The 20,477-nt window shown below is 70.5% G+C and carries 19 protein-coding genes; 6 read left to right on the forward strand and 13 right to left on the reverse strand.

What is annotated here, in order from left to right; all coding sequences use genetic code 11:
• Positions 1 to 4 precede the first annotated feature (4 nt).
• Both C470_RS01595 and C470_RS01600 read right to left on the reverse strand, forming a co-directional pair.
• The gene (locus tag C470_RS01595; RefSeq protein WP_008364764.1) at positions 5 to 838 is read right to left on the reverse strand and encodes an MBL fold metallo-hydrolase; all 834 of its coding nucleotides are present in this window, start codon (positions 836 to 838) and stop codon (positions 5 to 7) included.
• A gap of 222 nt (positions 839 to 1,060) precedes the next feature.
• On the reverse strand, positions 1,061 to 1,714 hold the full coding sequence (locus C470_RS01600; RefSeq protein WP_008364766.1) for a potassium channel family protein: 654 nt from the start codon (positions 1,712 to 1,714) through the stop codon (positions 1,061 to 1,063).
• Positions 1,715 to 1,923: 209 nt separating this feature from the next.
• Here C470_RS01600 and C470_RS01605 point away from each other — a divergent pair, with 209 nt between their 5' ends.
• Both C470_RS01605 and C470_RS01610 read left to right on the forward strand, forming a co-directional pair.
• Positions 1,924 to 3,378 carry an APC family permease gene (locus tag C470_RS01605; RefSeq protein WP_008364768.1) on the forward strand — a complete coding sequence of 485 codons (1,455 nt, stop codon included), beginning with the start codon at positions 1,924 to 1,926 and terminating at the stop codon, positions 3,376 to 3,378.
• Between the two features lie 4 nt (positions 3,379 to 3,382).
• Positions 3,383 to 4,036 (forward strand): potassium channel family protein, encoded by a 654-nt coding sequence (locus C470_RS01610; protein WP_008364771.1) that lies wholly within the window; start codon positions 3,383 to 3,385, stop codon positions 4,034 to 4,036.
• 29 nt (positions 4,037 to 4,065) lie between these two features.
• Here the strand turns inward: C470_RS01610 and C470_RS01615 are convergent, their stop codons facing one another.
• The 6 genes from C470_RS01615 to C470_RS01640 all read right to left on the reverse strand — a co-directional run bounded on the left by C470_RS01615 (position 4,066) and on the right by C470_RS01640 (position 9,515).
• On the reverse strand, positions 4,066 to 5,430 hold the full coding sequence (locus C470_RS01615) for a glutamate-5-semialdehyde dehydrogenase (RefSeq protein ID WP_008364772.1): 1,365 nt from the start codon (positions 5,428 to 5,430) through the stop codon (positions 4,066 to 4,068).
• Positions 5,414 to 6,289 (reverse strand): glutamate 5-kinase, encoded by an 876-nt coding sequence (proB, locus tag C470_RS01620; protein ID WP_008364773.1) that lies wholly within the window; start codon positions 6,287 to 6,289, stop codon positions 5,414 to 5,416. Before proB ends, C470_RS01615 begins: the two co-directional genes overlap by 17 nt.
• A complete protein-coding gene (gene proC, locus C470_RS01625) occupies positions 6,282 to 7,058 on the reverse strand; it encodes a pyrroline-5-carboxylate reductase (RefSeq protein WP_080505958.1) in 777 nt (258 codons plus the stop codon). Before proC ends, proB begins: the two co-directional genes overlap by 8 nt.
• 266 nt (positions 7,059 to 7,324) lie before the next feature.
• A complete protein-coding gene (locus tag C470_RS01630) occupies positions 7,325 to 7,522 on the reverse strand; it encodes a hypothetical protein (protein ID WP_008364775.1) in 198 nt (65 codons plus the stop codon).
• Positions 7,523 to 7,555: 33 nt separating this feature from the next.
• The gene (locus tag C470_RS01635; protein WP_008364777.1) at positions 7,556 to 8,590 is read right to left on the reverse strand and encodes a glycosyltransferase family 4 protein; all 1,035 of its coding nucleotides are present in this window, start codon (positions 8,588 to 8,590) and stop codon (positions 7,556 to 7,558) included.
• A gap of 58 nt (positions 8,591 to 8,648) precedes the next feature.
• Positions 8,649 to 9,515 carry a hypothetical protein gene (locus C470_RS01640; protein WP_008364779.1) on the reverse strand — a complete coding sequence of 289 codons (867 nt, stop codon included), beginning with the start codon at positions 9,513 to 9,515 and terminating at the stop codon, positions 8,649 to 8,651.
• 150 nt (positions 9,516 to 9,665) lie between these two features.
• Here C470_RS01640 and C470_RS01645 point away from each other — a divergent pair, with 150 nt between their 5' ends.
• A complete protein-coding gene (locus tag C470_RS01645; protein ID WP_049908508.1) occupies positions 9,666 to 10,679 on the forward strand; it encodes a lysylphosphatidylglycerol synthase transmembrane domain-containing protein in 1,014 nt (337 codons plus the stop codon).
• A 9-nt stretch (positions 10,680 to 10,688) separates the two neighbouring features.
• Here the strand turns inward: C470_RS01645 and C470_RS01650 are convergent, their stop codons facing one another.
• The 3 genes from C470_RS01650 to C470_RS01660 form a co-directional block, all read right to left on the reverse strand.
• The gene (locus C470_RS01650; protein ID WP_008364783.1) at positions 10,689 to 11,165 is read right to left on the reverse strand and encodes a hypothetical protein; all 477 of its coding nucleotides are present in this window, start codon (positions 11,163 to 11,165) and stop codon (positions 10,689 to 10,691) included.
• Positions 11,166 to 11,243: 78 nt separating this feature from the next.
• Positions 11,244 to 12,986, reverse strand: coding sequence for a DUF2070 family protein (locus tag C470_RS01655; RefSeq protein ID WP_008364784.1), 1,743 nt, complete (start codon positions 12,984 to 12,986; stop codon positions 11,244 to 11,246).
• A complete protein-coding gene (locus C470_RS01660) occupies positions 12,987 to 14,051 on the reverse strand; it encodes a glycosyltransferase (RefSeq protein ID WP_004595781.1) in 1,065 nt (354 codons plus the stop codon).
• Positions 14,052 to 14,308: 257 nt separating this feature from the next.
• Here C470_RS01660 and C470_RS01665 point away from each other — a divergent pair, with 257 nt between their 5' ends.
• Positions 14,309 to 15,793, forward strand: coding sequence for a bifunctional ADP-dependent NAD(P)H-hydrate dehydratase/NAD(P)H-hydrate epimerase (locus tag C470_RS01665; RefSeq protein WP_008364787.1), 1,485 nt, complete (start codon positions 14,309 to 14,311; stop codon positions 15,791 to 15,793).
• Positions 15,786 to 16,328 (forward strand): cyclic pyranopterin monophosphate synthase MoaC, encoded by a 543-nt coding sequence (gene moaC / locus C470_RS01670; RefSeq protein WP_008364788.1) that lies wholly within the window; start codon positions 15,786 to 15,788, stop codon positions 16,326 to 16,328. Before C470_RS01665 ends, moaC begins: the two co-directional genes overlap by 8 nt.
• 56 nt (positions 16,329 to 16,384) lie before the next feature.
• Here the strand turns inward: moaC and C470_RS01675 are convergent, their stop codons facing one another.
• The gene (locus C470_RS01675) at positions 16,385 to 18,145 is read right to left on the reverse strand and encodes a formate--tetrahydrofolate ligase (RefSeq protein ID WP_008364791.1); all 1,761 of its coding nucleotides are present in this window, start codon (positions 18,143 to 18,145) and stop codon (positions 16,385 to 16,387) included.
• Between the two features lie 55 nt (positions 18,146 to 18,200).
• Positions 18,201 to 19,385, reverse strand: coding sequence for a glycine cleavage system aminomethyltransferase GcvT (gcvT, locus tag C470_RS01680; protein ID WP_008364793.1), 1,185 nt, complete (start codon positions 19,383 to 19,385; stop codon positions 18,201 to 18,203).
• Between the two features lie 132 nt (positions 19,386 to 19,517).
• On the opposite strand from gcvT, the gene C470_RS01685 reads away from it, so the two are divergent.
• On the forward strand, positions 19,518 to 20,180 hold the full coding sequence (locus C470_RS01685; protein WP_049908510.1) for a S26 family signal peptidase: 663 nt from the start codon (positions 19,518 to 19,520) through the stop codon (positions 20,178 to 20,180).
• The last annotated feature ends 297 nt before the right edge of the window (positions 20,181 to 20,477 follow it).

Raw genomic sequence — 20,477 nt, forward strand, 5'->3', positions numbered from 1 at the left:
CAGATTACAGGTCGAGCCGGTCGCCGATCTCGACTATCTCCAACCGCTCCGGCGACTCGTAGCTCCGGACGTGGTCGTGGAGCGCGGTCGGGTCGGCGGTCAGCCCCTTCCACATGTCCCAGTGGGTCGGCACCAGCCGGTCGAGCCCGAGGTCGTTCGCGGCCGTCGCGATCTCGTTTTCGTCGCTGTACCACTTCGTCTGGACCGGCTCGCCCGTCGCCTTGTCGGGAACCGTGCCCTCGGAGCCGAACGCGAGGATGCCGAGGTCGATGTCGAACCGATCTGCGAGGCCCGTAAAGGACGGCGAGGGCTTGCTGTCGCCGGCGTGGAACACCGTGCCGGCGTCGTGTTCGATCACGTAGCCGACGGGATGGGTGGCGTCGGCGTCGCGCGTCTCCACCACGTGAACGGTGAACTCGCCGATCCGCAGCTCGTCGCCCTCCCGAACCTCGGTGAAGGCCGCCTCGCTCACCGCGTACTCCTCGGTCCAGCGCTCCTCCTCGCGCGCGACCGCGAGCGAGTCGTCGGGTGCGACGAGGTCGGCGTCGGTGTTCTCTAAGATCGGCGCCTGCGACGGACCGTGAACGTGGTCCGTGTGCTCGTGGGTGGCCAGCACGGCGTCGGCGGCCTCGACGTCCGCGGGATCGAACGGGATCGGAACCATGCGGATCGTCCGCGGCGGGTCGCCGGTGCCGACGTACGGGTCGATCCAGAGGACCGTCCCCTCGCTCCCCTTGATCGCGAATCCGTTACAGCCCAGGTACCACAGCGCCACGGTGTCGGGGTCGGCGTCCGCGACCGCGCGCGGCAGCCAGTCTCCCCAGTCGGAGTCGACCATGGGCGTCGATGCGGAAGCTGCGGGGGTAATTATTCCGAAGTGGTCCCGCGTTTTCGAGCCGAGTCCGAATTGCGTTGTCTGTTCTACAACGCAATTCTGTTTGGATTCAAACCCATGTATCTCATATCGCTATATAGAAATCGGCAAGCGGTGCGAGATCACGCACAGCCACGAGACGCAGAGTGAGGCCGCTTCGGTCGTCCGTGGCGGCCTCGGCGACACTCATCCGCGAAAGAGGTTCACCACTTCGTCGACGACGTCCGACTCGACGGCGAGAATGTACTGCTCCGACGGCTGCAGCATCGTCTCGGGGCCGGCGAGGGCCTCCCGATCCGACGTGGAGATGAGGAGACTGCCGGACGGGAGCGCTACCTCGTCGAGTCTGTGGCCCGCCACGGGAGCCGACTCGGCGACCGTCAGCTCGACGATGTCGAGATCCGCGGTGGGGAACACCAGCGTTCGAATCTCCTCGCCCGTGAGCATGTCCGCCGCGTGGTCGCCACTGAGCGACTGCGGGAGGAGCGTGGCATCGACCACCTCGTCGTGTTCCTGCTCGGTCCGGGTCTCAGACCTGGCCAGCGTGCGGATCGACGGCGCGAGGTAGTGAGCCGTCATACAGATCTCCGTGTTCGTTTCTGTCTTGTCGGTGAGCGCGGCGATGGCGTCGGCGTCGGGTAAGTCCGCCTGCCTGAGGATCGACTGGCTCGTGGCGTCGCCGTGGATCACCGGGCCGAGATATGCGTCGGAGAGCTCCTCGACCCGGTCCTCGTCGCTCTCGATCAGCAAGACCTCGTGACCCTGTTCGGTGAGGTTCTCCGCGGTCTGTAGTCCGACTCGCCCCCCGCCGGCGATAACGAACCGCTTCGTTTGGGTCATCGTGCCGCGCCTCGGCGCGTGGCGTCTTTAATCCGCCCCGGAGTTCCTATCGGTTCGGAACGTCGATTCCGACGAGGTATCCTCGAACAGCGGGTTATCACCCCCCGTCACGATTCCTACGACTGGAAAATTCTCCCCGAAAATAAAGTGATTAAATCAGATGGGTGGGAGCGTACGATGGACGACGCGGGACACGCAGAACCGAACGGATGAGCGGGAGTCAAACTCGGTCCCCGGAGGCGGAACTGGGGCTGCTCGACGCGACGATGATCGGCATGGGAGCGATGATCGGCGCGGGGATCTTCGTGTTGACCGGGTTGGCTGCCGAGATAGCCGGTCCGGCGGCGATCATCGTCTTCGCCCTGAACGGCGTCGTCACCGCGTTCACGGGGCTCTCGTACGCCGAACTCGCCAGTTCGATCCCGAAGAGCGGCGGCGGGTACGCGTTCGTCCGCGAGATATTCGACGACCTCTCGTCGTTCATCATGGGGTGGATGCTCTGGTTCGCCTACATGATCGCGGGCGCGCTGTACGCCCTCGGGTTCGCCCCGAACTTCCTCGAACTGCTCCACGTGTACGGGTTCGTCCGCCCGCCGCAGGAGGTCGGCGCTGTTACCTTACCGGTCGTCGACGCGACGCTTTCGGCCGGCTTTCTGCTGGCGTTCGTCGCAGTGTTCGGGCTCGTAGCGCTCAACGCCGTCTCCACTGCCGCCAGCGGAAAAGCCGAGACGGTGTTCACGATAATCAAGGTGACAATTCTGGTTGTGTTCGTCGCCTTCGGACTGGCCTCGCCGATGTTCTCCGGCGCCGAGTTCCAGCCGCTGTTCCCCGAAGGGAGCGGCGCCGCCGCCGTGCTGCCGGCGATGGGGCTCACGTTCATCGCCTTCGAGGGGTACGACCTCATTACCACCGTCACGGAGGAGGTGAAAAACCCCCGCGAGAACATCCCGAAGGCGATCTTCGCGAGCCTGGCGGTGACCGTGGTCGTCTACCTGGCCGTCGTGGCAGTCGCGGTCGGGACGCTCGGGGCGGAGGGACTTGCCGACGCCGGAGAGGCGGGGATCGCCACGGCGGCGACCTCCTTCATGCCGACCGGGCTCCCGATCATCCAGAACGGCGGCGCGCTCGTCGTCTTCGGCGCGGTGTTCTCGACGCTGACCGCGCTGAACGCGGTCGTGATCGCCTCCTCGCGGGTCGCGTTCTCAATGGGGCGCGAGGGACAGCTGCTCCCCTCGTTCGGCCAGATCCACCACCGGTACGGAACGCCGTTCGTCGCGATCCTCGCCAGCGCGGTGGTGATGCTCGGTTCCGTCGCGCTGCCGACCCAGAGCGCCGGCAACATGTCGAGCCTCTTCTTCCTGCTGTCGTTCGTCATCGTCAACGTGGCCGCGATCAGGCTGCGCCGCGAGCGGCCCAACATGCACCGTCCCTACGAGATGCCGTTCTACCCGGCCCCGCCGCTGATCGGCATCGCGCTCAACCTGGTCCTGACCGGCGTGCTCGTCGAATACCTGCTGCGGACGGACCCGTTGGCGTTGGCGCTCAGCGCCGGGTGGATCCTGCTCGGCGTCGTCGCGTACCTCACGCTCAACAGGATTCGCGCGGAGCCGGAGGCGGGACCGGCGGTCGCCGACACCGACATCACCCCGGAGACGGAGGACTGAACCAATGCCAAGCGCACTCAACATCGTGATCGCGGGCGGCGGACGCGTCGGCTTTCAGACGGCGGAGATCCTCGCGGAGCGCGGCCACGAGGTGACGATCATCGAGCGCGACGAGCGGATCGTCTCCGAAATCGCCGACGAGTACGTCGCGACGGTGATACGGGGCGACGCGACGAACCCGGACATCATCGAACAGGCGGGGATCGAGCGGGCGGACGCGATCGCGGCGCTCACGGGGGAGACCGGACTGAACCTCGCCGTCTGTCTGGCCGCGTCGGAGCTGGCTCCGGAGATCCGGACGGTCGCGCGCATCGACCGGGCCGCCGGCGAGGCGTACACGCGGTTCGTCGACGCCGTGCTGTTCCCCGAGCGGGCCGGTGCCCGGGTGGCGGCGAACGAGGTCCTCGGCAGCGACGTTCAGACGCTGGCCGACGTGACGGGGGACCTCGACATCATGCTCATTCGGGTCGCAGAGGGGGCGCCGGCCGCGGGGAAGTCGCTCACCGAGGTCCGCTTCCCGGCGGGAGCTCTGGTCGTCTCCGACGCCGACGGCCACCGGATCGCCGGCTCAGACACGTCGCTGACCCCGGGCGAGCGCTACGTCGTCGCCGTCGAGCCCGACGTCGCCGACGAGGTGCTAAACCTCCTTCAGGGCTGAAGCCGGTCGGGCCCGGGGGTCGGCCCCGGCTACCTCCCGCCCGGCGTCCACTCGGCGCCGTCGAGGTCGCGGTGCGTGAAGGGGAGCGCGTCCTCGCCGCTGTAGCTCGCGACGAGGTGGCCGTCTCCTTCGAGGTAGTACTTGTACGTCGTGAGCCCGTCCAATCCCACCGGACCGCGGGCGTGGATCTTCCCGGTGGAGATGCCGACCTCGGCGCCGAGCCCGTAGCGGTAGCCGTCCGCGAACCGCGTCGACGCGTTGTGGAAGACGCTCGCGGCGTCGACGCCCGTCATGAACGCCTCGGCGGTCTCGGCGTCCTCGGTGAGGATCGACTCCGTATGCTTCGAGCCGTGCTCGTTGACGTGTTCGATCGCGTCGTAGGCGTCGTCGACGACCTTGATCGACAGTTCGAGGTCCCCGTACTCCGTGTCCCAGTCGTCGTCGGTCGCGGGGCCGACGTCGACGACCTCGCGCGTCCGCTCGTCGCCGCGCAGTTCGACGCCCGCCGCCTCGTAGCGCGCGACGAGGTCAGGGAGGACGGCGTCGGCGACGGACTCGTGGACGAGCAGCGTCTCGACGGCGTTGCACACCGCCGGGTACTGGACCTTCGCGTCGAAGGCCACGTCCTCTGCCATCGACAGGTCGGCGTCCGCGTCGACGTACACGTGACAGATCCCCTCGGTGTGGCCCAACACGGGTATCTGGGTGTTCGCCTGGATGTATGAGACGAACTCCGAGGAGCCGCGCGGCATCACCAGGTCGACCCGGTCGTCGAGCTCGAGCAGGCGGTCGACCTCCTCGTGGGCCTCGACGAGCGCGGCCCACCCGTCCGGGAGATCGGCGGTCGCCTCGACGATCGCCTCGTGGAGGATCCGGTTCGACTCGCTCGCCTCGCTGCCGCCCTTGAGGACGACGGCGTTGCCGGACTTCAGCGCGAGCGCCGCGATCTGAACCAGGGCGTCGGGCCGCGACTCGAACACCGTCGCGACGACGCCGATCGGCACCGCGACCCGGTACAGCTCGAGGCCCTCGTCGAGTTCGCGCGCCGCCAGCGTCTCGCCGAGCGGGTCGTCCTGTTCGGCGACCGCCTCGACCATCGACGCGATATCCTCGATCTTCGCCTCGTCCAGCTTCAGCCGGTCGACCAGGGCCTGCGTGTACTCGCCGTCCGCGAGCATCGCCTCGGCCTCCTCGACGTCGACCGCGTTCGCCTCGAGGATCTCGGCCTCGCGGTCGCGGATCGCGTCGGCGATCGACCGGAGCGCCTCGTTCCGGGTCGCCTCGTCCGCGTTCGCAAGGCGGAGGGCGGCGCGCTCGGCCCGGCGGGCCAGCTCGTCCGTGTCGGCCTCAACGTCGCTTCCCGTGTCGGCGTCTGTCTCACTCATCGTCGTCACCAGTCTTCGGCACGAATAGCGTGCCCGTCGGCTTACCCGCTGCGATCCGCTCCAGCACGTCGCGCTCGGCCGAGCCCGCGATGATCGCGGGGATCCCGTGGCGGCTCACGTCGTGAGCGCCCTCCACCTTCGTGCGGATCCCGCCGAAGTCCGTCTCGGTGCCGTCGCCGACGATCTCCCGCAGCCGCTCGTACCCGTCGTCGACCGCCTCGATCAGCTCCGCGTCGTCGTCTCGCTTCGGGTTCCCGGTGTAGACGCCGTCGACGTCGGTGAGCGTCACGAGGAGGTCGGCGTCGAGCCCGATCGCGATCGACGCCGACAGCATGTCGTTGTCGCCGATCCGCAGCTCGTCGGTCGCCACCGCGTCGTTCTCGTTGACGACCGGGACGACCCCCCACGACAGCAGCGTCTCGACGGTGTTCGTGAAGTTGTCGAACCGCTCGGGCGCGTCGAGGTCCGTCCCCGTCACCAGTATCTGGGCGACGTCCTGGTCGAACCGCTCGAAGCTCTGCGTGTAGTGCCGCATCAACAGACCCTGGCCGACCGTCGAGAGCGCCTGATTCTCGACGATCGAGTCGACGCCGTCGCGCGACTCAGGCCCCTCGTCGAGCCGGCCCGTGCCGGCGCCGACCGCCCCCGAGGAGACCAACACGACCTCCGTGCCGCGCTCGCGGAGGTCCATCACGTCGGCGACGAGCTTGTCGAGCTTCACGCGGTCGAGCCGGGAGTCCTCGTCGGTCAGGGAGTTCGTCCCCGCCTTGACGATCACGCGGTCGGCCGCGGCCGCCGCCCGTCGCGCGGCTTCGACCCGCTCGCCGTCGGTCGCGCCGACCCGCTCGAGGCCCGCGTCCTCAGGCATCGTCGAACGCCTCGGCGAGCTCGCGGGACCGGCGCTCCGCGGCCGCGACGGCGTCTTCGACCGCCGCGTCGGCCTCGCTGTCCCACAGCACTTCCATCCCCTCGATCGTCGTCCCGTTGGGCGAGCAGACCGCGTCGATGAGCTCGTCGACGCTCCGGTCGTCGCGCAACACCGTCTCGGCGGCCCCCTTGAACGTCTGGGCGGCCAGCGTCTCCGCCTGCTCGGGGTCGAGCCCGCTGTCGATACCGCCCTGCTTCATCGCGTCGATCAGGTAGAACGCGAAGGCGGGGCCGCTGCCGTTGACCGCGGTCGAGACGTGCATCAGCGACTCGTCGACCTCGACGAACTCGCCGACTGCGTCGAGCATCGCGCGGACCTCGTCGGTGAGGCCCTCGTTCGTCGCGGCCGCGGCCATGTCGCCGGTCTCCGCCGCGAGGTTGGGCATGATCCGGACGACGGGGGCCTCGGTCCGCTCGGCGACGAACTCGCGGGGGAGGCCCGCGGCCAGCGTCACCAGCTGCTGGTCGGCGCGGAGGTCGAGGTCGTCGAGGACCGCCGGCGCCACGTCGGGCTTCACCGCGAGGACGACGATGTCGGCGTCGCGCGCCGCCGCCACGTCCTCGGTCGTCTCGTCGGCGGCGTCTTCGATCGCGGCGAGCGCCTCGGGGTCGAGGTCGATCGCCGTCAGGTGGTACCCCTCAACGCGGGAGAGCCCTCTGAGCAGGGCACCCCCCATGTTGCCGCAGCCGATAACGCTCACTCGAGTCATTTGGCTCTACGGAATCAATGGGCGGACATACCAACTGCGGTTTTCGCAAGATTGTCGGCTCAGAGCCCCCGTCGAGAATCCCATACTAACAGATCCCCGCTCTCGACCGCCCAATACCGGGAAAACGCCACCGAAACGGGGGATCGACGGGGTCGGTATCGAGAGAACGGACGTGGGTTATCGGAGACGTACGCTGGAATATTCGAATCCAACTGGATGACCGCGGGACGCGGCGTCAAAATTCGCAGCGGATGAACGCCACTCCACTATATCGAATCCAGCCCGTCCCCGAATCGATAGATGGCTGCGATCGCACCCGTCGAGAGGGTGACCGTACAGCCCATCGCCCAAGCGAACATCGCGTCCGGGTCGTCGCCCAGCAGCGCGCCCGCCGTACCCGCGACGAGCAGAATCGCAATCGTCACGCCGCTGCCGACCACCCGGACGAATAGATCTTCGTTCATATCTCGTTACTCACGGACGAATGCCACCGATACTCAGACCAGATCCGCGTACAGGTCCCGGTAGCGCTCGGCGATCGCCGACAGGGAGAACGCCTCGCTGCGTTCGGCGGCGTTCGCGCCGAGTTCCGCCCGCCGGTCCGGGTCCCGGAGTTCGTCGATGGCCTCGACGAACCCCTCCACGTCGTCGCCGCGAGCGCGGTCGTCCCGGTCGCCCGTCCCGGCCTCCCCGTCGTCGCGGTCGCCCACCTTCAGGCAGTCCTCGCCGTCCTCCAGCCACGAGAACGTCTCGATGTCGCGGACGACGACCGGCTTTCCGGCCGCCATCGCCTCCAGCAGCGCGATCCCCTCGTTCTCCTCGTGGGTCGGGAAACAGAACACGTCCCCCGCGGCGTACGCGCCGCGGATGTCTTCGATGAACCCCGTGAACGTGCAGTTCGACGGCGCCTCGTCGACGAGCCGCTTCGTCTCGCGACCCTTCAGCGAGCGGTCGATGTGGCCGAACCACGCGAAGTCCACGTCGGGGGTTCGGTGGGCGGTCTCGACGAACGTCTCCAACCCTTTCCGCTTGATCACGTGACCGACCATGAACACCGTCGGCGAGTCGAGTTCGTAGCGCTCGCGGTACTCGGCTTCCAGCGCCTCGAACCCGTCGAGCTTCTCCCGGTCGACGCCGTTCGAGATCACCGTGGTCGGCGCGTCGGTGTACCCCTCGATCACGTCGCGGTTGTACTCGGAGGGACAGACGAGCCGGTCGGCGAGCCCGTACGCGCGGCGGAGGTACGGCTTCAGCGGCCGCGCGAGCGCGTTCGTGAACCGGAAGCTGTCGCCGAAGTCCTCGGCGGTGACGTGGGTGTGCGCGACCACCGGGACGCCCGCCTTCCGGGCGCGGCGCGCGTACCAGACCGAGCGCGGCCCCATCAGGTTCAGATGGAGCACGTCGGCGTCCAGCGTCGGCTCGGTGGTGTACTCGATCCCGGCCCGGTCGAACATCTTCCGCTGGTGGTCGACGGACGCCGCCATGCCGCCGGTGACGTGCTCCTCGAACTCGAAGTAGTGGCTGACCTTCATCGGTGGAGCGGCGCTCGCGGCCGCGCGGCGCTCGCGTCTCGGGACCCCTCGCGGCCGGTCACTCGACTTCCAGCCACGGGACCTCCATCAGCGCGGGGATGTACGTCTCGATGTGGTGCTCCCAGACGCCCTCCTCGCCGAACGCCTCGCCGTGGTCGGCGGTGACGACCACGTCGCCGTCGAGCTCCTCGACGAGCTCCGAGACGCTCTCTAAGGCGATCCGGAGGTTCTCCTCGTACATCGACAGCGCGGTCACGCGCGTGCCGTCCTTCACGAGGTCCTTCGGGTCGAGTTCGAGCCACAGGCCGGCCTTCTGCGCGAACTCGCTGTCGTCCAGCCGGCTCTCGATCTTCGGGCGGACGGTGTCGCTGAGCGAGGTGAGCAGGCCGCCGTCGTCGTCGCCGCCGTCGCTCCCCTCTTCTTCCCCCTGCTCTCTGATCCCCTTCTGGATCTGCTTGAGCTTCTGTCCCTTCCCGCGGGAGAGGTAGGGAGCGTGCGGCTGCATGTAGTGGAGGACGGTGCGGTCGGCGCGCTCGACCGCGTCCTGGTTGCGGTGAAACGCGTCCGCGAGCCCCTCCGGCGGGACGGTCCCGAGGTCGTCGTCCCAGTCGGTCTTCCAGACGTCGTGGATGTCGCTGATGTGCTCGGAGGCCGTCCACTCGTAGTCGCAGCTCGCGCCCCACTTCAGCTCGTTCAGCGGGATCCCGAGATCGTTGATGAATGGGTTCCCGGAGAAGTACGCGATGTCGTGGTCGTCGGTGAACGTGCGGTAGGCCCACTCCGGCGTCGAGGAGCCGACGCTCTTCCGCTTCTCGAGCGTGCCGTCGAGGTACTCGTCGTACACGTCCGCGAACACGTCGTACCGGCACGCGTCGAGAACCAGGCAGTAGTCCCACTCCGACTCGAGGAACCGCTGATCTTCCATTGGGTGGGCCGTCGGCCCGGCGGTACGTATGTATTCTCATTCTCGGCCCGGCACCGCGGGGGCCGTCGAAGGAACGCAGTCCCGGGAGGCGGCCTTCGCCCGACGGACGCGAAGCAGACGTTTCAAGTTCGCTACGGCGCCACCCTGCCTATGGAAGGCCCACAACGGCGCGCGCTAATCTTGGGGGCGGGCGGCGCCGTCCTCCTCCTCGCGGTGCTTTTCGTCGTCGTCGGGGTCGATCGCGTCGTCGACGCGCTCGCCGCCGCGGACCCGGTCCTCGTCGCCCTGACCGCCGGTCTCGGCCTCTGTTGGCTCGCGGCGTGGAGCCTCATGCTGCGCGCCGTGTTGGGCGCGCTCGACGTCGAGATGTCGGTCCGGACCGCCTTTTTGGTCTACAGCGGCGCCGCCTTCGCGAACAACGTCACCCCGTTCGGGCAGGCGGGCGGCGAGCCGGTCGCCGCGGCCCTCATCTCGAAGGTGGGAGAGGCGCGCTACGAGACGGGGCTCGTCGGCATCGCGAGCGTCGACGTGCTCAACGTCGTCCCCTCGGTGTCCCTCGTGTTCCTCGGCGTGGGGTCGTACGCGGCGACCACCGCGGTCGGCGACCGCGTCGGGTTCGCCGTCGCGAGCGCGGTCGCGCTGATCGCCGCCATCGTCTCGGCGATCGCGTTCGTCTGGCGCTACCGCGTGGCGGTCGTCGACCGCGTTCCGGGCGCGCTCGGGCCGTTCCTCGGCCGGTTCGACCGCTTTGACGCCGAGACGATCGAGGCCGGGCTCGCGGACCGGCTGGGGAACTTCTTCGCCGACATCGAGCGCGTCGGCACCGACCGCCCGCGGCTCCTCGGGATCGTCGCGCTCTCGCTCCTCGGCTGGCTCTTCCAGGCGGCCGCGCTCACGGCCGCGTTCGCCGCGGTCGGCCACCCGATCTCGCCGCTGATCCCGGTCTTCGTCGTCCCCCTGTCGTACGTGGCGGGCGCGACGCCCCTGCCCGGCGGCCTCGGCGGCATCGAGGCCGCGCTCGTCGGCCTGCTCGTCCCCACGACCGGGGTCGCCGCGTCCGCGATCACCGCCGCGGTCCTCGTGTTCCGCGGCGCGGTCTACTGGCTGCCGATGGTGATCGGCGGCGCTTCGGCCTCCGCGCTGGGCGTGAAGGCGTTCGAGTAGCGCGGGTCGTCACGGACCGCCGGTTCCCTCCGAGCGACGCCGCAGTGCCACCCCCAGCGCGAACGCCGCGCTCCCGACCGTGAGCGCTATCGCGAGCGCGACGACCGGGCCGATCCGAAGTCCGGTCAGCAGTTCGGCGCGCGGACTCAGCGCGACGATCGACGGTCGCGGAACCGCGTAGCCGCCGGCGTCGAGCGTATCGCCGCGAACGACCGCCGCGAGCGGCGGGATCACGTAGATCCAGATCGTCGCGAGGAACGTCGCTCCCCACCCCGCGACGAGGCCGCCGCGGTGCCGACCGGCGTACCCGGCGCCCGCGAGGCCGACCGCGACGAGGGCGGCCCAGATCGGGTACCGCCCGGCGGTCCGCATCGGCTCCCACGGGAGGGCGACGAGGAGCGACGCGGCGGCGAACGCGGCCGCGACCGCGCCGAGCGCGCGTTTCGGGGACCGGCCGGTTCCGAGGAGGAGGGCTCGCGAGACCATGGGGACGCGTCGACGGGAGCGCACAAAAGCGACGGGGACCGCTCGCTCGAGGGCGGCTCCGCTGGCGCTGGCCCTGGTTCAGAAGAACAGCCACAGCACGAGCAGCGCGTACAGCGTCACGAGCGAGATGATCGTCAGGCGGATGAGGATGTTGACGCTGAACACGAGCCCGTTGTAGTCGTTCTTCAGGAGCTTCACCGGCTCCGTGCGGCGGCTCTCGAATCCCACCGTCGCGGGCGCGACGTCGTCGACGGCGCGGTCGACCGCGCGCTCGATGGCGTCGACGTCGGACTCGCGCATGTTCGCCAGCTCGTGGATCGACGCGTGGGTGTCCGTCGAGAAGGGGATCACCGCGTCGAACTCCTCGCGGTAGGCGTCGGCGGTCGCCCGCACGTCCGGGGTGAGTCCGTTCGTGTCGACCCCGATCCAGAGCACCTCCTGGCCGTCGACGGCCTCGACCATCGCCAGCGCGTCCTGGCCGGTCCGCGTCACGGCGAACCCGGCGGCGTAGTCGTCCGCGAGCTCGGCGTCCGCGAGGCGCTCGCGGAACTCGTCGAACGCGCGCTTCAGGCGGTCGGCCTCGGCGGAGCCGTACTGGATCTCCACGTCGGGGCCGTTCTGGATGTCGTGTCTGTGCTGGTCGATCAACAGCACCTCGTCGTTGTCGACGTCGCGCATGAACACGCCGGTGTCGTAGTCGTCGATCCCCTCGCCGTGGAGGACGATCACCTCCTTGTCGCCGATCCGGCGGCCGTGGAACCGCACGTCGGCGTACCCCTCTCGCTCGCCGTACGACTCCGTGACGAGCCGGGACGTGCGTTCGGTCCGCTCCGGCGCCGCGACCGCGTCGAGGATCCGCTCCGCGTCCGCCGGGTTCGAGAGGTCCTCCTTGTGCGTACACGGTACGTGGAAGAAGAACCCGGCCGAGCCGTCAGCGGCGACCCCGACGCCGCCGTCGGTCGCGGCCTCGTCGCGGTCGCGCTCGCCCCCGTCGGCCTCGCGGCCGTCGTTCAGCGCGTCGATCAGGTTTCCGCTCAGCTGGCCGCCGCCGAAGCCGCCGAGGGGGCCCGGGTGGACCCACGGGGCCGCGACCGTGAGCCGGTCCCCGTTGTCGACGGCGAACGTCTCGACGGACGGGCGGGCCTCGACGCCGAGATCGAGTGACTCGCGGTCGTTCCGGAGGAGCCCGGAGGTGAGCGCGAACGCCGAGACGTCGGTGTTGCTCTTGATCAGGTAGTCGACGACGAGGAGGACCAGCACGAGGAAGCCGGCCGCGATGAGCAGCGACGCGAACGCGAACACGTGGCGGTACGTCGAAAAGCCGAGGTCGCTGCCGCCCAGCGCGTAGAACGCGGTGATGAGCGCCGCCGGCTCGACGAGCGACACGAGGAGGATCCGGTCGGAGCGGTCGATGCCCGTCGAGACGACGAGCACCAGGATGTTGATCAGGTACAGCGTGATGAAGCTCAGCCAGATGATGCTCCAGGCGTTCCCGACGTTGTTCGCGCCGGTGAGCACCAGCGCGTACACGAACAGGACGAACTGCGAGGTGAGCGCCAGGAAGTAGCTCCACGGCCGCGGGTAGCCGTCGAGGACGCGGGGGAACAGCTCCGCGGCGACGACGAACGGGATCAGGAAGATGAGGGCGGCGACCGGAACGATCCGCGACGGGTCGGGAGCGAACGGCGTGAAGAGCCGGATTCCGGCGAACGTGGCGACGCCGTACACGGCGCTGAGGAGGACGAGCGCGACCGCCTGAATCCGGAGTCGCGGCACCGAGAAGATGAACCGCTGGAACGCGTCGACGTTGTCCGCGCCCATCTACCCGGCCACCCCGTATATCGATTCGAGTTCGTCTATCGTCTGTTCCACAGAGAACCGCTCGACGGCCGCGCGGGTGTCCCTGTCGCCGTCGAGGCAGTCGCGGACCGCGCGCTCCATGTCGTCGAGGTCGCCGAGCGCGAACCGCGCGCCGTTCTCGGGACCGATCGTCTCGTCGAACGGCGCGACGTCCGCGGCGGCCACCGGGGTGCCGCAGGCGTTCGCCTCCAGCGTCGAGAGCCCGAGCGTGTCGCAGGTCGACGCCGTGAGGAAGACGTCGAGGGCGGCGTAGAAGTCGGGGAGCTCCTCCCGGGGGAGGAAGTCGTGGAACCGGACGTTCTCCGGCGCGTCCGCCTCCAGCTCCGCGCGGACGGGCCCCTCGCCGACGAGTTCGAACCGGACCTCGGGCAGCCGCTCGGCGAGCCGGAGCGTCTCGTCGACGTTCTTCTTGTGGGTCATCCGGCCGCTGTACCCGACTACCGGCGCGTCGGCCGCGGTCGGGCCGCCGTCGGTCGCGAGCGCGGCCACCCGGGCCCCCTCGCGCGGCCGGAACCGGTCCATCTCGATCCCGACCGGGAGCCGGTACGGCTCCACGTCGCGGCGGATCCGCGAGGTGGATGCCGTGACGCAGTCGAAGGCGTTCAAAAAGCGGTTCTCGTAGGCCACGTACGCCCGCCCGGCGAGCGAGGCGAGCCGCTCCGACTTGAGCCCCTGAACGAAGTAGTCCTCGACGGGGGTGTGGTGGGTGTACACGGAGGTCGCACCGTACCGCTTCGCGTACCGAAGTCCCATCAGGCCGGTCGACGCCGGGCCGTGACAGTGGACCACGTCGAGGTCGGGAAGCGTCGACAGGCGGCGGTAGGTCGGGAGGCGGTACTGTCGGTAGAAGGGGTTCGGCAGCGAGGGGACCGGTATCTCGCGCTCGTCGGGCTCGTGGCTGCTCTCCGGATACACGACGTACACGTCGTGGCCCCGGGACTCGAGGCGGTCGCGCCACGCCTGAATGGTGTAGGTGACGCCGTCGATGCCGGGGAAGTAGCTGTCGGTGAAGAAGCCGATGTTCATGGTCGCGTCTGGCGGTTGGGGGGCTGCCGGCGGCCGGGGCCGCCGCGGAGAGGCCTGTCGGCGGGGACTGCGCCGATCGGGGCGGGGCTCGGGTCGTCGTCCGCGCCGACGGCTACTGCGAGTACCACGGTCATTCGCGGACTTCACCACCTGACCGCTTCAACATTTTCATTTCTCGAGACCGCGCTCCGGGCCCGCCAGCGGGCGGCACGACCCGACCCCGCCCGCTTAATCCCTCGGCGCCCGAACCGACGACTATGATCACGACCGACCGCATGGCGGCCGTCGACGCCAACGCGGCCGCGCTCGGCGTGCCCCGCAAACAGCTGATGGAGTCGTCCGGCAACGCGGTCGCCCGCGAGGTGCGAGCCGTCGCGGACCCCGGGGCGACCGTCGCGCTCGTCTGCGGCCGCGGGAACAACGGCGGCGACGCGCTCGTCGCGGCGCGGTTCCTGAAGGGGTACGACGTGACCGTCTCCCTGCTCGGTCGCCCCGAGACGATCCGGACCGATATCGCGCGAGAGAACTGGGACGCGCTCGAAAGCGCGGAGATTCCGCGCGAGGCCGTCGCCGACTCTCGCGGCCTCAACCTCACCGGCCCCGACGGCGACGACCCGGACGTCGTCGTCGACGCGATGCTCGGCTCCGGAATCTCGGGCGGGCTCCGGGAGCCGGAACGGACCGCGGCCGCCGTGATCAACGCGAGCGACGCGACCGTGATCGCGGTCGACGTCCCCTCCGGTATCGACGCCGACACCGGGGATCCGACCGGCGGTTCGGGGGAGACCTCCGTCGACGCCGACGAGGGCGCCGTCGCCGTACACGCCGACCGCGTGGTGACGTTCCACGACGAGAAGCCAGGACTGGACTCGCTAGACGCCGCCGTCACGGTCGCTGACATCGGGATCCCGGCCGCCGCGGAGCGGTTCACCGGCCCGGGCGACCTGCTCGGGATCGACCGCGACCCGGACTCCCACAAGGGCGAGAACGGCGAGGTGCTGGTGGTCGGCGGGGGGCCGTACACCGGCGCGCCGACGCTGTCCGCGCTCGCCGCCCTCCGCGCGGGCGCCGACCTCGTCCGCGTGGCGTGTCCCGAGTCCGTCGCCGGCGCGGTCCAGGGGTTCTCGCCGAACCTCATCGTCCGCGCGCTGCCCGGCGACCGCGTCGGGCCCGCTCACGCGGACCGAGTCGCGTCGCTCGCGGCGGAGAACGACGTCGTCGTCCTCGGACCTGGGCTCGGGGGCGGCGACGGGACCGAGGCGTTCGTCCGCGAGTTCCTGACGGCGTTCGAGGGGCGCGCGGTCGTCGACGCGGACGCGCTCCGAGTCGTCCCCGACGTCGACACCGACGCCGAACTGATCTGTACGCCCCACCAAGGCGAACTCGTCGGTATGGGCGGCGAGACGGCGGAAGAGCCCGACGAGCGCGCGGAACTGGTCCGCGAGTTCGCGGCCGAACTGGGCCACGCGCTGCTCGTGAAGGGCGCGGTCGACGTGATCGCCGACGCCGACGGCGCCCGGCTGAACCGCACCGGCAACCCCGGAATGACGGTCGGCGGGACCGGAGACGTGTTGGCGGGGACGGTCGGCGCGCTGGCGGCCGTGACCGACCCGTTCCGCGCGGCCGCGGTCGGCGCGTACGTCGTCGGTCGCGCGGGCGACGCGGCCGCGGAAGCGAACGGTGCCGGGCTGGTGGCGACGGACTTACCCGACCGGCTGCCGGAGGCGATGCGTAATGAGTGAGGAGGAAGGCAGCGCCGACAGGGGGGCCGACGGAGCGGGCGCGGAGCCCGCCGGCGCGGACGCGCTGACCCACACCGACGAGTCCGGCGACGTCCAGATGGTCGACGTCGGCGCGAAGCCCGACAGCAACAGGCGCGCGGTCGCCCGCGGCGAGATCCGGCTGACGCCGGAGACGGTCGCAGCGGTCGAGGCCGACGCGGTCGAGAAGGGGGACGTGCTCGCGACCGCCCGGATCGGCGCGGTCCAGGCCGTGAAACACACCTGGGAGACGATCCCGATGTGCCACCAGATCCCCATCACGAACGTCGACACCGAATTTTCTGTCGGCGACGACCGGATAGAACTGACCGTCGCCGTCGAGACCACCGGGAAGACGGGCTGCGAGATGGAGGCGCTCGAGGGCGTCACGACCGGCCTCAACACCGTCTGGGACATGGTCAAGGCCGCCGAGAAGGACGCCGACGGGGGGTATCCCGACACGCGGATCGCGGACGTGGAAGTGGTCGACAAGCGGAAGGAGCGCGTCGGGGAGTAGGCCGATCGACGGGGCGCGGGCGCCGTCTCCCCGAGGGCGCCGCGAGGGTCGCCGCCTCAGAACAGCCCGGTCACGTCGCCGTCGGCGTCGACGTCGATGTCCTCGGCGGCGGGCTCGGCGGGGAGCCCCGGCATCGTCATCACGTCGGCGGTCTTCGCGACGACGAAGCCGGCGCCCGCCGAGGGGGTCACTTCGCGGATCGTCAGCGTCCACCCCTCCGGCACCCCGGTCCGCGCGGCGTCGCCGGACAGCGAGTACGGGGTCTTCGAGAGGCAGACGGGCAGGTCGCCGTACCCCCACCCCTCGACGCGCTCGACGTCGTCGGCCGCGCCGTCGACGTACTCGACGCCCGCGGCGCCGTACACCTCGCGGGCGACGGTCTCGATCTTCTCTCGAATCGGCGCGTCGACGTCGTACAGCGGCGAGAACGACCCCGTCCCGGCGCGCTCGCGGACGAGCTCGGCCAGGTCGGTCGCGCCCGCGCCGCCGTCGCGGTAGGCGGTCGAGCGCGCGACCGGGATCCCGCGGTCAGCGATCGCCTCCTCCAGCGCCGCCAGTTCCGCCTCCGTGTCGTCGCCGAACACGTTGATCGCGGCGACCGTCGGGATCCCGAACGACTCGGCGATCGAGACGTGTTTCGCGACGTTGTCGACGCCGGCGCGGACCGCGTCGGGGTCCGGCTCCGCGAGGGCGTCGAAGTCGGTCGGCCACATCTCCAGCCCGTGGCGCTTCGCGCCGCGGACGGTGGCGACCACGACCGCGACGTCGGGGACCATCCCCTCCCGCGCGACGATGTTGCCGAACTTCTCCGCGCCGAGGTCGGCGCCGAAGCCCGCCTCGGTGACGAGGTAGTCGGCGAGCGCGGTGCCGACTCGGTCCGCGACGAGCGTGTTCGTCCCGTGCGCGATGTTCGCGAAGGGGCCGCCGTGGACGAACGCCGGAACGCCCTCGACCGTCTGGACGAGGTTCGGACGGAACGCGTCGCGGAGCAGCGCGGCCGCGGCGCCGGTCACGCCCAGGTCGTCCGGCGTCACCGGCTCGCCGTCCGCGTCGACGGCGAGGACGATGCGACCGATCCGCGCTTTTAAATCCTCCAGGTCGGACGCCAGCCCGAGGACCGCCATCAGCTCCGAGGCGGCGGTGATCACGAACTCGTCCTCACGGGGGACGCCGCTCGTCGTCCCGCCGAGGCCGACGACCGTCTCGCGGAGCGCGCGGTCGTTGACGTCGAGCGCGCGCGGCCAGTGGACCCGCCGCGCGTCGATCTCCGCGTCGTTCCCCTGATGGAGGCGGTTGTCGAGCGCGGCCGCGAGGAGGTTGTGCGCCGACGTCAGCGCGTGGATGTCGCCGGTGAAGTGGAGGTTGATCGCCTCCATCGGCAAGACCTGCGAGTAGCCCCCGCCGGCCGCTCCGCCCTTGATCCCGAAGACCGGGCCGAGCGACGGCTCGCGCACGGCGACCGCGGTCCGCTCGCCCAGCTCCGCGAGGCCCTGGCCGAGCCCTACGGTCGTAACCGTCTTCCCCTCCCCCTTCGGGGTGGGCGACATCCCGGTCACGAGGACGGTCGTCCCGTCGAGTTCGCCCGGCGCGTCGGCCGCGCTCGCCCCGTCGCCAGCGCCCGCGGCGCCGCCGACGGCCTCGCGCACCGCCGCGTGCGTGAGCTTCGCGACGCCATCGCCGCGGCGCTCGACGTCGTCGGCTGAGAGACCGAGGTCGGCAGCGACGTCCTCGATCGGGCGGGGATCGGTCGCTCGCGCGACGGCGAGGTCGGACTCCGGTGCGCCGGTCGCGTCGCTCGCGGGATCAGTCGGTGCCATACCGGCGCTTCTCGGGCCGGTCTCATGAGGGTTGCTCGGTCCTTGCTGACAACCCTCACCGATCGAGGAACGGCGGGATCACGACCTCGGCGCGCTTCTCGTCGCCCCGCACGACGACGCTTACCTCGGCGCCGGCGTCGGCGTACGACTCGTGGAGGTAGCCGAGTCCGATCGGCTCGTCGAGCGTCGGGCTCATCGTCCCGGAGGTGAGCTTCCCGACGCGGGTGAGGTCGCCGTCGGTGACCGCGTAGCCGCCGCGGGGCACGCCGCGCTCGCGGAGGCGGACGCCGACGAACTTCTCGTCGACGCCTTGCTCCTTCTGGGCCTCCAAGGCGTCGCGGCCGACGAACTCCGTGTCGAGCTTCACGACGAACCCGATCCGGGCCTCGTAGGGCGTTCTGGGTTCGTTCTCGGGGTTGAAGTCCTGTCCGGAGAGCAGGAACCCCATCTCGGTGCGGAGCGTGTCTCGCGCGCCGAGCCCGCACGGCTGCGCCTCGCGCGGCGCGTCGACGAACGCGTCCCAGACGGCCTCGGCGGCGCCGGCGGGGCACATCACCTCGAAGCCGTCCTCGCCGGTGTAGCCGGTGCGCGCCACCCAGCTCTCGGTGTCCGCCACGGCCGCCGCCGTCGCCTCGAACTTCGAGAGGTCGACGACGCGGTCGCGCGGCGTGGCCTCGTCGAGGGCGTCGGCCGCGTCGGGGCCCTGGACCGCGAGCATCGCCCAGTCGTCGGTGGCGTTCGCGACGGTCGCGTCGAGGTCCCAATCGTCGCGGTGCGCGGTCCAGCGGTCCTCCATCTGCTCGTCGTGGCCCGCGTTCGGCACGAAGAGGTAGGCGGGGTCGCCGCTCGGCGCGTCGAGGTCGCCGCCGTGGGCGTCCTCCAAGTCCGCGAGCGACGCGGCCCCCTCGCCGGCCGCGGTGCCGTCCGGAAGTCGGTAGACGACCGTGTCGTCGAGCATCACGCCCGCCTCGTTCGTGATCGCGGCGTACTGGGAGTCGCCGGGGTCGAGCGAGGTCACGTCGTTGGTCGTGAGCCGGTTCATCAGCGCTGTCGCGTCCGGGCCGGCCACCTCGATCTCCCCCATGTGCGAGACGTCGAAGACGCCGACGGACTCGCGGACGGCCGCGTGTTCCGTCCGGATCGAGTCGAACTCGACCGGCATCTGCCAGCCGCCGAAGTCGGTGAACTTGGCGCCGCGCGCGTCGTGAGCGTCGTGGAGCGGAGGGAGGCGATCGGTCATACTCGCACCTCACCGGGACGAACCTAAGGCTTTGTGACATCGGCGGTCCGCTCGGCGAGCGCGTCGCGGCCGGCGCGGTCATCGCCGGACCCGGCCGACAGCCTCAAGCGGTCGCCGGTCCCCGTATCGGGCGTGAGCAGCCGTCGCCCCGATCGCACCGGTCTCGTCGCGCCCGCGGTCGCGGTCCTCCTGATCGCGGTCCTGCTCGGGTCGCTCGTCGGGACGTGGCCGCCGTTCGTCGCCGTCGAGAGCGGCAGCATGGCGCCCGGCGTCGAGCGCGGCGACCTCGTCGTCGTCACGGACACCGACCGCGCGCCGTGGGGCGACCTCTCGACCGCCGCCGACCCGGACGCCCCGACGCGCCTCGGTGAGGCGGGCGACGTGGTCGTCTACACGGTTCCGGGCGCCGGTGGGAGACCGGTGTTCCACCGACTGGCGTTCCCCGTCGACGCCGGCGAGGACTGGACCGACCGGGCGGACCCGGAGCTCCTCGCGGGCGACTGCGACGAACTCGCGACCTGTCCGGCGCCGTACGACGGGTACGTCACGTACGGCGACGCGAACGAGCTGTACGACCAGAGCGCCGGCATCGCGCCGGTCGTCCCCGACGAGTGGATCGCCGGGAAGGCGCTGTTCGCGGTGCCGGACCTCGGCTGGATCCGGGTGGCGATCGACGCGGCGGCCGCGCGGTACGGCGGGGTCGCGACCGGCGTCGTCCTCGTCGGCGGCGCGGGACTCGTGGGGGGCGTCGGCGCCCTTCTGGTAGGACGGCTCCGGCGTGGGAGGCGGCGGTGAGCCGATCTGGCCGGCGCGAGACAGTATTTAAACGGTGGCAAAGCGGCGGCACCGGTGGTTTATAAGGGCGGTGCGGTCGGCGCGCGCCTCCGAGCGCCCGATGGGCGCGAGGAGCGCGTGCGAGGGACGCCGCGAGCGACCGGCGGGAGCGAGCGGCGAGGTTGGGGAGGTGTGAGGCTGCGGTGCTGTGCGGGGCGGGACTCAAAGGGGCAGTCGCCGGCGGCGGAGCCGCCGGCTGCCCGTGGCGCGTAGCGCCTCGCGGCTGGGGCTTTGGAGGTGCTCTTCTCCGGAATACAG

Source organism: Halorubrum distributum JCM 13561 (genome assembly GCF_000337395.1).
GTDB lineage: Archaea > Halobacteriota > Halobacteria > Halobacteriales > Haloferacaceae > Halorubrum > Halorubrum distributum.

What these genes read in the sequence shown, in the direction of transcription:
- C470_RS01655 (WP_008364784.1), bottom strand. Translation starts at nt 12,986, where the DNA reads ATGGGCGCGGACAACGTCGACGCGTTCCAGCGGTTCATCTTCTCGGTG.
- gcvT (WP_008364793.1), bottom strand. Translation starts at nt 19,385, where the DNA reads ATGACCGATCGCCTCCCTCCGCTCCACGACGCTCACGACGCGCGCGGC.
- C470_RS01635 (WP_008364777.1), bottom strand. Translation starts at nt 8,590, where the DNA reads ATGAAGGTCAGCCACTACTTCGAGTTCGAGGAGCACGTCACCGGCGGC.
- C470_RS01645 (WP_049908508.1), top strand. Translation starts at nt 9,666, where the DNA reads ATGGAAGGCCCACAACGGCGCGCGCTAATCTTGGGGGCGGGCGGCGCC.
- C470_RS01630 (WP_008364775.1), bottom strand. Translation starts at nt 7,522, where the DNA reads ATGAACGAAGATCTATTCGTCCGGGTGGTCGGCAGCGGCGTGACGATT.
- C470_RS01600 (WP_008364766.1), bottom strand. Translation starts at nt 1,714, where the DNA reads ATGACCCAAACGAAGCGGTTCGTTATCGCCGGCGGGGGGCGAGTCGGA.
- C470_RS01650 (WP_008364783.1), bottom strand. Translation starts at nt 11,165, where the DNA reads ATGGTCTCGCGAGCCCTCCTCCTCGGAACCGGCCGGTCCCCGAAACGC.
- C470_RS01665 (WP_008364787.1), top strand. Translation starts at nt 14,309, where the DNA reads ATGATCACGACCGACCGCATGGCGGCCGTCGACGCCAACGCGGCCGCG.
- C470_RS01675 (WP_008364791.1), bottom strand. Translation starts at nt 18,145, where the DNA reads ATGGCACCGACTGATCCCGCGAGCGACGCGACCGGCGCACCGGAGTCC.
- C470_RS01640 (WP_008364779.1), bottom strand. Translation starts at nt 9,515, where the DNA reads ATGGAAGATCAGCGGTTCCTCGAGTCGGAGTGGGACTACTGCCTGGTT.
- C470_RS01660 (WP_004595781.1), bottom strand. Translation starts at nt 14,051, where the DNA reads ATGAACATCGGCTTCTTCACCGACAGCTACTTCCCCGGCATCGACGGC.
- proC (WP_080505958.1), bottom strand. Translation starts at nt 7,058, where the DNA reads ATGACTCGAGTGAGCGTTATCGGCTGCGGCAACATGGGGGGTGCCCTG.
- C470_RS01595 (WP_008364764.1), bottom strand. Translation starts at nt 838, where the DNA reads ATGGTCGACTCCGACTGGGGAGACTGGCTGCCGCGCGCGGTCGCGGAC.
- C470_RS01605 (WP_008364768.1), top strand. Translation starts at nt 1,924, where the DNA reads ATGAGCGGGAGTCAAACTCGGTCCCCGGAGGCGGAACTGGGGCTGCTC.
- proB (WP_008364773.1), bottom strand. Translation starts at nt 6,289, where the DNA reads ATGCCTGAGGACGCGGGCCTCGAGCGGGTCGGCGCGACCGACGGCGAG.
- moaC (WP_008364788.1), top strand. Translation starts at nt 15,786, where the DNA reads ATGAGTGAGGAGGAAGGCAGCGCCGACAGGGGGGCCGACGGAGCGGGC.
- C470_RS01610 (WP_008364771.1), top strand. Translation starts at nt 3,383, where the DNA reads ATGCCAAGCGCACTCAACATCGTGATCGCGGGCGGCGGACGCGTCGGC.